The sequence below is a fragment of the Ruegeria sp. THAF33 genome (genome assembly GCF_009363615.1).
Taxonomy (GTDB): Bacteria; Pseudomonadota; Alphaproteobacteria; order Rhodobacterales; family Rhodobacteraceae; genus Ruegeria.
This window is the reverse complement of sequence record NZ_CP045385.1, coordinates 736,827-749,477: the sequence shown is the minus strand read 5'-3', so window position 1 is coordinate 749,477 and position 12,651 is coordinate 736,827. Positions and strand designations below refer to the sequence as shown.

At 57.1% G+C, this 12,651-nt stretch carries 9 protein-coding genes; 7 read left to right on the top strand and 2 right to left on the bottom strand.

Annotated features, from left to right (window positions below):
* Positions 1–175: 175 nt before the first annotated feature.
* The 7 genes from FIU92_RS20535 to FIU92_RS20505 all read left to right on the top strand — a co-directional run bounded on the left by FIU92_RS20535 (position 176) and on the right by FIU92_RS20505 (position 9,119).
* Positions 176–2,233: an adenylate/guanylate cyclase domain-containing protein gene (locus tag FIU92_RS20535; RefSeq protein ID WP_254705400.1), complete on the top strand. Its 2,058-nt coding sequence runs from the start codon at positions 176–178 to the stop codon at positions 2,231–2,233.
* A gap of 298 nt (positions 2,234–2,531) precedes the next feature.
* The gene (locus FIU92_RS20530; RefSeq protein ID WP_152460563.1) at positions 2,532–4,115 is read left to right on the top strand and encodes an ABC transporter substrate-binding protein; all 1,584 of its coding nucleotides are present in this window, start codon (positions 2,532–2,534) and stop codon (positions 4,113–4,115) included.
* Between the two features lie 68 nt (positions 4,116–4,183).
* Positions 4,184–5,278 carry a Xaa-Pro peptidase family protein gene (locus tag FIU92_RS20525; RefSeq protein ID WP_152460562.1) on the top strand — a complete coding sequence of 365 codons (1,095 nt, stop codon included), beginning with the start codon at positions 4,184–4,186 and terminating at the stop codon, positions 5,276–5,278.
* Positions 5,278–6,285, top strand: a complete 1,008-nt coding sequence (locus tag FIU92_RS20520) for an ABC transporter permease subunit (RefSeq protein WP_152460561.1) — start codon at positions 5,278–5,280, stop codon at positions 6,283–6,285. Before FIU92_RS20525 ends, FIU92_RS20520 begins: the two co-directional genes overlap by 1 nt.
* A complete protein-coding gene (locus FIU92_RS20515) occupies positions 6,285–7,187 on the top strand; it encodes an ABC transporter permease subunit (RefSeq protein ID WP_152460560.1) in 903 nt (300 codons plus the stop codon). Before FIU92_RS20520 ends, FIU92_RS20515 begins: the two co-directional genes overlap by 1 nt.
* A gap of 4 nt (positions 7,188–7,191) precedes the next feature.
* The gene (locus tag FIU92_RS20510; RefSeq protein ID WP_152460559.1) at positions 7,192–8,169 is read left to right on the top strand and encodes an ABC transporter ATP-binding protein; all 978 of its coding nucleotides are present in this window, start codon (positions 7,192–7,194) and stop codon (positions 8,167–8,169) included.
* Complete coding sequence (locus tag FIU92_RS20505; RefSeq protein WP_152460558.1) at positions 8,166–9,119, top strand: ABC transporter ATP-binding protein; 954 nt, start codon at positions 8,166–8,168, stop codon at positions 9,117–9,119. Before FIU92_RS20510 ends, FIU92_RS20505 begins: the two co-directional genes overlap by 4 nt.
* A 337-nt stretch (positions 9,120–9,456) precedes the next feature.
* Here the strand turns inward: FIU92_RS20505 and FIU92_RS20500 are convergent, their stop codons facing one another.
* On the bottom strand, positions 9,457–11,241 hold the full coding sequence (locus FIU92_RS20500) for an ABC transporter ATP-binding protein (protein WP_152460557.1): 1,785 nt from the start codon (positions 11,239–11,241) through the stop codon (positions 9,457–9,459).
* A 438-nt stretch (positions 11,242–11,679) separates the two neighbouring features.
* The gene (locus tag FIU92_RS23060) at positions 11,680–12,618 is read right to left on the bottom strand and encodes a cytochrome c family protein (RefSeq protein WP_254705399.1); all 939 of its coding nucleotides are present in this window, start codon (positions 12,616–12,618) and stop codon (positions 11,680–11,682) included.
* Between the last annotated feature and the right edge of the window lie 33 nt (positions 12,619–12,651).

Genomic DNA, 12,651 nt, shown 5'->3' with positions numbered 1-12,651 from the left:
GCGCAAGGTCTGTCCTCTGGGCATCGGCAAGTGACCAGGTGCCGTGGATTTCGGTCGCGGCATACACATGTGCTTAACAGTTGCGTGATTTTTCGGGGTAGGAGCAAACTAAGCTTTGCTCTTCTTGCGATCTCAACCGAATACTGTGGTACAGGACATTCTTTTCGGGGTTTTCATGCGGTTCAGTGTCGGCATTGCTGTATCTATGCTGGTCGCCGTATCCATCGGCGTGTCGACCTTCGTTGTTCATTCGCTGTGGTGGACGACCGCGCGTGACAACAGCCGCATGCTTGCCGCTGAGATCAACAGCCAGATTGCAAACGCGGTCCGCATCGAAGTCGGGGCAACCCTCAGATCCGCCGAAGCCGCATGGTCGGCGGTACGCACGATCTTTGTACAGAATGTCATCGCAACACGGCAGGCCGATAAACGAGAGTTCGTCTTTCTGTCTCAGTTGCAGGCGCAGCCGAATATTTCCTGGATTTTCTTCGGCTGGCCGGATGGCAACTTTTTCGCGTCGCATCGGTTGGGCGACAGCGGGCTTGAGATGATAGAGATCGACAAGGATATCCGCGACCGGAACTTGCGGACCGATCGATACATTTTTATTCCCGGGGATATTCAGTTCGAAGAAAGGACCTTTGTTCCGACCTCCTATGATCCTCGTGATCATGCCTGGTTCAACAATTTCATGTCCCTGGACACGATGGGATGGATCGAAGCACGCGATCTTCCGGGCAGTGATAAAACCGTATACGCATTTGCGGGGCCGATCGATGTCAACCGGGCACGGCAGGGTGTCCTTGCGGTCGCAATCGAAACCGACCGTTTGTCACGCTTTCTGGCGACGCTCGAGCCCGGCGAATTCGGAGCCGCCTTTATTCTGGATGCCGATGGCAAAGTAATTGCTGTTCCCGATGCAAAAGCGGACGAAGTTACACCGGCGCGCATGGGCGAGGGTGAGCTGTACGAGGTTGCCAAGATCTCGGGGGAAAAACTGTTGGGCGACCCGGATGGCAATACTGCGGGCAGTTCGACGAAGCGCGTGGTGATCGATGGCGTCCCTTATGCGGTGGCCCTGACACCTTTGGGTTTTTACGGGTGGCGCGTCGCTACGGTCATTCCTGAGGCGGCCTTTTTGTCTGGCATCGATGCAGCCTTGATAGACCTGATCTATATCCTGATCGGGGTCGTGATCGTCTCAACCGCTTTGGCGATCTGGTTGATCCGTCGAATTGTGGCCAATCCTTTGGCGCGCATTGCCGAGGATCTGAGCAAGATCGAACGCTTTGACGTCGAACGCATTCCACGCCGGCCTTCAAAACTGTCCGAGCTTGCCAATCTGTCTGCGGCAACTGCCAGCATGGCAGCAGGATTGTCCGCGTTCCGAAAATACGTGCCGACCGATCTTGTGAAGATGCTGGTCGCCGAGGGAATCAAAACGCAGCCCGGTGGCGACATGAAGCAGATATCCGTATTGTTTTGCGATGTGACCGGATTCACCGGGTTGTCGGAAAAACTCGGCCCCAAAATCATCCAGTTGATGGAGCCTTTTTTCTCTGCGGCCGCAGCAGCCGTCGCGCGCTATGACGGGACGATCGACAAGTTCATGGGTGACGCGGTCATGGCGATCTGGGGGGCACCTCGCAAGGATGCGCTACATGCCGAAAATGCCTGCCGCGCGGCACTGGATCTTGTCGCGACCGTGGAAGATGCGGGCATCAAAGACGAGGCCGGAAATTCCCTGCGTGTCAGGATCGGGTTGAACAGCGGTGAAGCTCTGGTTGGCAACATTGGGTCAGAGCAGCGGTTGAACTACACGGCGATCGGTGACGTCGTGAATGTGGCCAGCCGATTGGAAGGGGCCAACAAGGAGTATGGCACGCGTATTCTGATCGGCCCCGAGACCCGGCGCGAAGCAGGCGACGCAATTGTCGTCCGAGAGCTGGACACGCTCGCGGTCTTTGGCCGGACCGAGGAACTGGTGGTCTATGAGCTGATTGCGATGGCCGACGGTTTTGAAGGTTCCCTTGATTGGATCGAGACCTATGAACAAGGCCTTGCGCATTACCGTTCCGGCCGGTTCGAGCAGGCGATAGCTGCGTTTGAGGTCGCGGACAAAATACGGGGCGGGGACCCTGTGTCCGTCGCCATGAAGTTGCGCGCAACGAAACTTTTGACCAACCCTCCCTCGGGGGATTGGCGTGCGGTTACGCATACGGACAAGACGTGAGCGTGCAGGCCATGCGAGCATGCAATCCGCACCCGTGAACAGCAAGGTCTGAGTGCGCGGAAGGGGGATTCTGGCCGTCGTATCGTTTTCGCAGCGAAGATGAGAATGAATTCCGGAAATCAGGGTGCAATGACAGAAAGAGTCTTCAAAGATATCCGCAGAAAGACACTGTTGACATTAGATTTTGTATTTTGGATACATTAGACATAGAGATCGCGACGACCTGTGCTGTCACTGAATGCTCTGGCGACAAAGAGCCATGCGATTGTCTTTATAAGTCCTTTTCTGGGAGAAAATCATGAACCTCAAACTTCTGGCCGCAACCACTGCGATCGCCCTGACGGGTGCCGTGGCGCAGGCAAATACACTTGTATATTGTTCCGAAGGATCGCCTGAAGGGTTCGATCCTGCGCTGTACACCGCAGGGACGACCTTTGATGCGTCTTCTCATCCGATCTACAATCGGTTGCTTGAATTTGAAACGGGCACGACCAATGTGGTCCCCGGCCTGGCCGAAAGTGTCGAGGCCAGCGATGATGGTCTGGAATACACTTTCAAGCTGCGCCAGGGCGTCAAGTTCCACTCGAACGACGCGTTCACTCCGACCCGCGACTTCAACGCGGATGACGTGATTTTTACCTTCATGCGTCAGAAAGACGAAAACCACCCTTATCATCAAGTGTCAGGCGGAACCTGGGAATATTTTCAGGGTATGGGGATGCCTGATCTGGTCGAGTCCATCGAAAAGATCGACGACTACACAGTGAAATTTACTCTGTCCAAGCCCGAAGCGCCATTTGTCGCCAATATGGCGATGGACTTTGCCTCGATCGTGTCGGCGGAATACGCTGCGGCAATGATGGAAGCCGGTACGCCGGAAAAACTGAATACGGCACCCATCGGCACCGGACCTTTCTCGTTCGTGGCTTATCAAAAAGACGCGGTGATCCGATACGCGGCCAATGATGCGTACTGGAAAGACCCGGCGCAGGTCGAAAACCTGATCTTTGCCATCACGCCGGATGCGTCTGTGCGCTATCAAAAGCTGAAAGCAGGCGAATGTCATGTGATGCCCTATCCGAACCCTGCCGACATTCAGGCAATGAAGGATGATCCGGACATCAATATGCTGGAACAAGAGGGCTTGAACGTTGGTTATCTGGCCTACAACACCACCATGGCGCCATTCGACAATCCGAAGGTGCGCAAAGCGCTGAACATGGCGATCGACAAGCAGGCGATCATCGACGTGGTCTTCCAGGGCTCGGGCCAGGTGGCCAAGAACCCGATCCCGCCTACCATGTGGGGCTACAACGACGCCATTGTGGACGATCCCTATGATCCCGAAGCGGCCAAGGCGATGCTTGAGGCCGAAGGTGTTTCGGACCTGTCGATGAAAATCTGGGCCATGCCCGTCCAGCGCCCCTACAACCCCAATGCCCGTCGCATGGCCGAATTGATCCAGGCGGATTTCGCCAAGATCGGTGTGGGCGTCGAAATCGTCTCATACGAATGGGGTGAATACCTGTCTCGCTCGAAAGAACTGAACCGGGACGGTGCTGTTCTGCTGGGCTGGACCGGGGACAATGGCGACCCGGACAACTTCCTGGCGGTATTGCTGGGCTGTGACGGTGTCGAAGCATCCAACCGGGCGCAATGGTGCCATCAGCCATTCGAAGACCTGATCCTGAAGGCCAAGCAAAGCACGGATCAGGCCGAGCGGACCAAACTGTATGAAGAAGCGCAGGTTGTGTTCAAGGAGCAGGCTCCGTGGGCAACCATCGCGCATTCGGTTGTTTACATGCCCATGAGCAACAAGGTGCAAGGCTATAAGGTGCACCCTCTGGGCGGTCACATCTTCTATGGTGTGAGCGTCGAATAAACCACCACTCACAAACCGGAGCCACCAGAGTGGTGGCTCCGGCTTTCTTATTGAGGAGGTCGGGCAGAATGCCGGATTTGTCCGAATACCGCCAATTGGCAATGGATATGTCAGTGGACGCAGTGGCCCTGGTGCCGGGTCCGAATTTCACCCGCGCATTGGGCAAATCCTTCATGAGCCACGAGCGCCCTTTTGTCGTGGTGATTCCGGCCCAGGGTGATCCGGCGGCGATCGTGCCCAATCTGGAACTCGCTTCATGGGATCTGGTCGGATTTGAGGGTGCCGTGTTCGACTGGCGCGATCAGACCGGCTATGACAGCGCCTTTTCCGCGCTGGCAGCGCATAGTCCTATCAGATCGTTGGCCGTCGAAGGTCAGGTGATGCGGTTTTTCGTGTCAGACGCGTTTACCCGCGCAATTCCGGATCTGCAGATTGTGGACGGCGAACGCGAAATCTCAGGCCTTCGCATCATCAAAACCGAAGAAGACATCGCCGCGCTGCAAGCGGCCATCGATATTTCGGAACGCGCGTTGGAGCGTGTGATCGCAGGTGTTCGCACAGGTCGGAGCGAAAAACAGATCGAGCAGGCGCTGATACAGTCGCTTTTTGCGGAAGGCGCCGAGTCGCTGGCCTTTTCCCCCATCGTGGCTGCGGGGGACAACTCGGCACGACCGCACGGCAAGGCGCGCGCCGACTACCGGATCAAAGTAGGCGATGCCTTGCTGTTCGACTTTGGCGCTCGAAAACATGGTTTTGCGGCCGACATCACGCGAACTTTTTTCGTTCAGGATGTCCCGGACGAAGGCCGGGATGTCTACGACACGGTTTTGCGCGCCAACAAAGCCGGGTTCGAAGCCTGCCGCCCCGGCGTGACAGCGCATGACATCGACGACGCCGTCACAGGCGTGCTTGAGGCCTCGCCCTTTGCCGATCGTATCCGGACCAAGACAGGTCACGGTCTGGGCCGGGATGTGCATGAGGCGCCGTATATCATGCGCGGCAACAGCCAGAAAATCCTGCCGGGCATGGTCTGGACCAACGAACCCGGTCTGTATGCATTGGACAAGTTCGGCGTTCGCATAGAAGATGATGTTCTTGTCACCGGGGATGGCTGTCGGTCACTGACCCGCTTTCCCAAAGAACTTACAATCATAGGTCGCTGATGCTTGGCTATTTCCTCACCCGTCTTGGCCTGTTTGTTCCGACATTTCTGGGCGTGACGCTGATTTCGTTCATGTTCATCCGGGTGCTGCCCGGCGATCCGATCATCGTGATGGCCGGTGAACGCGGCATGACGGAAGAACGTTATCAGGAAATGGTCGAAAAGCTGGGTTTCGACAAGCCGGTGTTGCAGCAGTATTGGGATTACCTCACCGGCGTGCTTCAAGGTGATCTGGGCGAAAGCTTTGTCACTAGGAAACCCGTATGGGATGAGTTCTTTTCGCTGTTCCCCGCAACGCTGGAGTTGTCCCTGTGCGCCATGATCTTTGCCGTTGCGCTGGGTCTGCCCGCGGGTGTGATCGCGGCGGTGAACCGAGGGAAGTTCTTTGACCGGGCGCTGATGTCCTCGGCGCTGGTCGGGTACTCGATGCCCATCTTCTGGTGGGCGCTGCTGTTGATCATCATATTCTCGGGCAATCTGGGCTGGACGCCGGTCTCGGGCCGGATCGACCTGTTGTATTACTTTCCCAGCGTCACGGGCTTCATGCTGATCGACAGCCTGCTGTCGGGTCAGGAAGGAGCATTCGGATCAGCCGTGCGCCATCTGATCCTGCCGACGATTGTGCTGGGAACGATTCCGCTGGCGGTCATCGCACGCCAGACCCGGTCGGCGATGCTGGAAGTTCTGGGCGAAGATTACATCCGCACCGCGCGCGCCAAGGGTTTGTCACCAACGCGGATCAATGGATTGCACGCGCTGCGAAACGCTTTGATTCCGGTTGTTACGGTGATCGGCCTGTCGGTGGGCACATTGCTGGCAGGAGCCATCCTGACCGAAACCATCTTCAGTTGGCCGGGCATAGGAAAGTGGATGGTCGACAGCATCTTTCGCCGTGACTACCCGGTTGTTCAGGGCGGATTGCTGATGATCGCGGTGATCGTGATGCTGGTGAACCTGCTGGTCGATGTCCTTTATGGCATCATCAACCCCAAAATTCGGAGGCGGTGATGGCCGAACTATCCTCAACCCCGCCCAGAACGGAAGACCGCCCCAGCGCCCTGCGCGAGTTCTGGTACTACTTCAGTGAAAACCGTGGCGCTGTCATCGGGCTTTGGGTTTTTGCAGCCTTTGTGTTTTGTGCAGCCTTTGCGCCCCTTCTGGCCCCCTATGACCCAACCGAACAGTTCCGCGATCATATCCTGCAACCGCCCGCATGGCAGGAGGGCGGAAGCTGGGCTTTCCCGTTGGGTACCGATCCGCTGGGTCGGGACATGCTGTCGCGCCTGATCATGGGCTCGCGCTATTCCTTCTTTGTCGGAATCGTCGTCGTCTGTGTGGCCGTATCGGGTGGCGTGATGATTGGCCTGCTGTCGGGCTTTGCCCCCAAATGGGTCGATACGCTGATCATGCGGGTGATGGATATCGTTCTGGCCTTCCCGTCGTTGCTGTTGGCGCTGGTGCTGGTGGCCATCCTTGGCCCGTCGCTGACCAACGCGATGATTGCCATCGCCATCGTTTTCCAACCCCACTACGTGCGCCTGACCCGCGCGTCGGTTCTGGCGGAACGTCAGAAGGATTATGTCACGTCGGCGCGTGTGGCCGGTGCTGGCAGGTCACGGCTGATGTTCATCACCGTGCTGCCCAATTGTCTGGCACCCATCATCGTACAGGCGGCGCTGTCCTTTTCGACGGCGATCCTGGATGCAGCTGCCTTGGGCTTTCTGGGCATGGGCGCGCAGCCGCCCACTCCGGAATGGGGCACCATGCTGGCCGAAGCGCGCGAATTCATACTGCGCGCCTGGTGGGTAGTCACCTTCCCCGGTCTGGCGATTCTTGTCACCGTTCTTGCCATCAACCTGATGGGTGATGGCCTGCGTGATGCGCTTGACCCGAAACTGAAACGGAGCTGATGGCATGAGCCTTTTGCAGATCCGCAACCTGACTGTTGAATTCGCCACGGCCTCGGGCAAGTTCCGCGCCGTGGACGGTGTCGATCTGTCGGTCGACAGGGGCGAGCTGATGGCCATCGTCGGCGAAAGCGGCTCGGGCAAGTCGGTGTCGATGCTGGCGCTGATGGGGTTGTTGCCCTGGACCGCGACGATCACCGCTGACGAGATGCGCTTTGAGGGGGTGGATCTGGCCGGGCTTTCGGCCCGTGAGCGCCGCAAGATCATCGGCAAGGACATGGCGATGATCTTTCAGGAGCCGATGTCGTCGCTGAACCCCTGTTTCACGGTGGGATTCCAGATCAAAGAGGCCCTGCGCATCCATCTTGGCTTGAACCGTAAGGACCGCCACCAGCGCGCGATTGAGCTGTTCGACCAGGTCGGCATCCCGGCTCCGGAAAGCCGCCTGAACACCTTTCCACACCAGATGTCAGGGGGCATGAACCAGCGCGTCATGATCGCGATGGCCATCGCCTGCAAGCCCAAGCTGCTGATTGCGGACGAACCGACCACCGCGCTGGATGTCACCATTCAGGCGCAGATACTCGACTTGCTGGTTCGGTTGCGGGACGAACACGATATGGGCCTTGTGCTGATCACTCATGACATGGGGGTGGTGGCCGAAACCGCCGAACGGGTTCAGGTGCAATATGCTGGACAAAAAGTCGAAGAGCAGCCCGTGTGTGATTTGTTCCGCATGCCGCGTCATCCCTATACATCGGCCCTGCTGAGCGCTTTGCCCGAGCGCGCGACTTCCAAGATCCTTCCGACGATTCCCGGCGTTGTGCCGGGTCAATTCGATCGCCCCGCAGGGTGCTTGTTCAGCCCGCGATGCCGGTTCGCTGATGCAACTTGCGCGGAAATACCGCCGACCCCTCGAGCCGAGGCCTTCGGCAAGGCACGTTGTCACCACGTTGAAAAAATTGCGGCCGGAGAATTGGCATGACCGACCCCATCGTTCAGGCGAAAGATCTGACCCGGTTTTACACGGTGAAGGGCGGGTTGCTGTCCAAGTCAGCGACAGTGAAGGCCCTTTCGGGGGTGGATTTCGAACTGAAACCGGGAAAGACTCTGGCCATCGTCGGAGAGTCCGGCTGTGGCAAGTCAACATTGGCCCGATTGGTCACGATGATTGAAGAGCCGACGTCGGGCAGGCTGACGATTGACGGTGTCGACATTACCCCGTCGCGGTGGAGCAAGATGCGGGAAACGGTGCAAATCGTGTTCCAGGATCCGTTTGGATCGCTGAATCCACGTCAACGCATCGGCCAGATCTTGCAGGAACCGCTGATCATCAATCGTCCGGACATGTCCGCCGCAGACCGCGAGACACAAGCGCGCGACATGATCGAGATGGTGGGATTGCGGCCCGAACATTATGATCGCTATCCGCATATGTTCTCTGGCGGGCAGCGTCAGCGTATCGCCATTGCACGCGCGCTTATGTTGAATCCCAGGGTCCTCGTTCTGGATGAACCGGTTTCGGCACTGGACGTCTCGATCCAGTCACAGATCCTGAACCTGCTTGTGGATTTGCAGGAACGGCTTGACCTCGCCTATCTGTTCATTTCGCATGATCTTTCCGTGGTCCGGCATTTTGCCGACGACGTGATCGTGATGTATCTGGGGCGCGCTGTTGAAAAGGCGCCCAAAGAACAGCTGTTCGCCGCGCCGCGCCACCCCTATTCCAAGGCGTTGCTGTCCACGACGCCCCGGGCCGACCCCACGGCCCGAAAAGAACGGATCAAGCTTGAGGGCGAACTGCCATCGCCGATGAATATTCCAAAAGGTTGCGCCTTTGCGCAAAGATGTTGGCTGGCAACCGATCAGTGCAGGGCAACATTGCCTGAACTGGCCGGAGAAACGCATCAGGTCGCGTGTCTGTACCCCTTGTAGTGCAAGTAGGTTTTTGCGTGGCGTGAGGCAGTGGCAAACAGGGCGGCCTCGATAGAAGCGACGTTGACTTCTTGTGGGAGAACCACCCCGCCAAGGCGCCGACGTGGGCGACCAAGCCACATGTTTGTGTCGCTACCGTCGAAGACCGCCATCTTCGAACCCTTGCGCAATACCGGACCGTTTACTTCCCAAGATGCGGCCCGAGCCGCCCAAATCCCTTGGGCGGCTTGGGCTTGATGATTTCGATGCACGGACGCGCGTGATGAGAATACTCCGCCCCTCTTCCGGACAGGTCTTGCCTGGAGAAGGGAGGCATGTGCCAGACCGAATGCAGGGGCTACTCTGCCACTTCCGCCGAGGGTTCGTGTTTTTTGAATTGCTGATCGAACAGGTTGCGGAAGGCTCCGTTCTTTTTCATCAACTCGTCCAGATTGCCCTGTTCCACGATCGAGCCATCCTGAACCACGATAATCTTATCCGCTTCCAGAACAGTCGAAAGTCGGTGCGCAATGACGACGACGGTTACATCCTTTGTCAGGGTGTCCAGAGCCTTTTTGACAAGCGATTCCGATTCAGCGTCCAGCGCGCTTGTGGCCTCGTCCAAAAGCAGGATCTCGGAATTTCTCAGTATTGCGCGTGCAATCGCAATTCGCTGTTTCTGACCACCTGACAGGAATGTTCCGTTTTCGCCGACTTGCGTTTCGTACCCTTCCGGCAGGTCCATGATGAACTCGTGCGCATGTGCGGCTTTGGCCGCGGCAATGACCTCTTCCTCGGTTGCGTCAGGGGCCGAGCAGCGCAGGTTGTCCATGATCGACGTCGAAAACAGAAACGTATCCTGACCGACATAAGAGATTTTTTTTCGCAGGGACGCAAAGCTGACCTCGCGCAGGTCCTGGCCATCAATCTCGACGCTGCCCTGATCGGGATCGTAGAACCGCATGATCAGCCCGAATATCGTAGACTTGCCACCGCCGGACTGACCGACGAGCGCGGTAGTCTTGCCGGCCTCGAACGTGATATTCATGTCTTCAATTACAGGTACGGCACCTTGATAGCCGAAAGTCACATCACGCAACGTGATCTGGCCGGGGCCTTCGATCAGGTCATGGGCCTCGGGGCTTTCCACCATCGTGTCGTCCTGATCCAGCAGGCCGAACAACATGCTGATACCAACCATGCAGGTTTCGATCTGAACGCGCATTTTCGACAGCCGCTTGGCAGGTTCATAGGCCATCAGCAACGCCGTGATAAAGGACATCAACTGGCCTGCGCTGGGTTGTTCCGTACCTGCGATTCCCATCGTGCTGACCACTAGTACACCCGCCACGGCGAGGCCGGCCAGAAACTCCATAAGAGGGCTGGCAATGGACTGCAACTTGGCGATATCGTTCGACCGCTGTTCAACTTTCCGGATGGCCGTGTCCATGCGGTTGATCATCCGGTCTTCGAGCGAGAAGACCTTGATGACCTTGATCCCCGCCGAGGTCTCTTGCAGCACCCGAATGATTTCCGCCAGTGACTTGAATTCGGCCTGCATGATCGTGCGTACGCTCTTCAGCAGATAGCGAACACCCAATAGGGCAATCGGACCCACCACAAAGAACAAGATGGACAGAACGGGCTGTTGATACACCATGACAGCAACCAGCCCGACCAGAGTCAGAGCGTCTCGGACAAACCCGGTGACCAGCACATCGATCAGGTTTCTGGCTGCCTGCGCGCCATGGGTGGTGCGCATCAGAAGGTCCGACGATTCATTGGTCGAAAAGAACGCGACCCCATGTTTGAGCAGTTTGCGGTAAACCTTGTCTTGTTGTTCCGCCACGATCCGATTGCCTGCGCGGGCAAGGTAAATAGCCTGAATATAGGATGCGACCGCTTTGACCAGAAACAGGAGGACAACCCCCAGCGCAATCACATGTGCCCAACCCTTCAAGTCGGGGCTGGTCATGGCATCGACAATGTATTCCATCATATATGCGGAGCCGGCTGTGGTGACCGCCACGGCAATCATTGCCAGAACCGCAATACCATACAGCTTGCCTTGCGCGTAAAAGCTTTCACCTACAAGGCGGCCCATATAGCCTGATCGCCACTTGTTCCAGGCGCGCTTTATCATTGCGTTCTCCAAATCGTGAAACTGTGCGCACGCTCAGTTAACCTATATTTTGTCGGGCCTAAAGGACAGATGCCAAGCTGCGGCAGAGCGGCCCATCCCGACCATCTGAGCTGTACGCCCGCTAAATAATGGCTGGTTGACGATCGGACAAGAGTTGGAAAGCGCAACGACAACCGCGATTTGCCCCTTTGTACGCGCGCAGACAGGGTTGGTGGCGCGACAGGATCCGCAAAAAACGCCTTAAAATACGGGCTGTTTTGCCACAAACGAGTCGTGTGTCCGGCATAGATCCGCTGACAGGAGGCCGTAATTCCTGACTTTGAACACGTGTTGATCCGAAACCAGACAGGGGACGAGCACAAGCATCGTATCCGATCCCGGGGCCGGTTGCGTGAAATCGAAATTCAGCGCTGCAGCCAGGTCTCTCAGGTGTTGCCGTCACCCCTCTTCCAGCAAATACGCGAGAAGGTTAACAATATCCTCGTCCTTTTTCAGACCGCGAAACTGCATTCGATTGCCCTGAAGATACCCTTTGGGATCCGACAGGAACGCGCTCAGGGTTTCATGGGTCCAGACGATGTCGGAACTTTCCAGCGCTGTCGAATACTTGAATCCCTCGGCCTGACCGGCCTTTGTGCCGAGAATGCCGTGCAGGGACGGGCCAACACCATGGCTGCCTTCTTTCAATTTGTGGCAAGCGCTGCACTTGCGAAACACCTTTTTGCCGGCCGTCACGTCACCCTGAACAGCTACGGCAGCAACAACCTCTGTGGTTTCCGATGCCGTCGCGGCCTGCTCTTCATCCGTGTAAAAGATCAGCCGGGCGGTAATCGGTACCGTTCGGGTGATGCCGGGCAGGCTTGCCAATTCCATAAGCTTGTCCACGCCGGCGTTGACCCCGGCGTCTTCCGTGCTGAGAAACACCATGTCGTTTGTCGAAACAAGCACTGACGTCTCGGACAAGCGTGCGACGAACATTTCCGCGTCAAACTCAACTTCCGTGCCGGCCAGCGAAAGCACGGAAGCAGCATCTACAGTAGTGGTTTCACCCACGGCCAGCCCTGAAACCTTTGCCATGTCGAATTCGGCCGTCAGGCGCGCAGTGGGTGCTTGGCGGAATACAAATTCGATCACCCGTTCGTTGCGAATATCTATGTTGGTCTCGACCGAGGACAGGTCGATCTCGATTTCGGCCATGCCCTCCTGCGTCACGTGTCCTCTCAGGTTGGTGAAGCTGTTGACCTCGCCCACCGCGTTTTTCTTGATCGTTCCATAGGCCAGATGCGAGCGATCGGACTCCAGTGTCCAACCCGCTGCCCATATGGGTGTTGCAACAATTGCCGACGCAAACGTGACTGCCTTCAACAGAAGTTTCATTTCTTTCCTCCGCGGTTTATGTCAGTTTTGGCC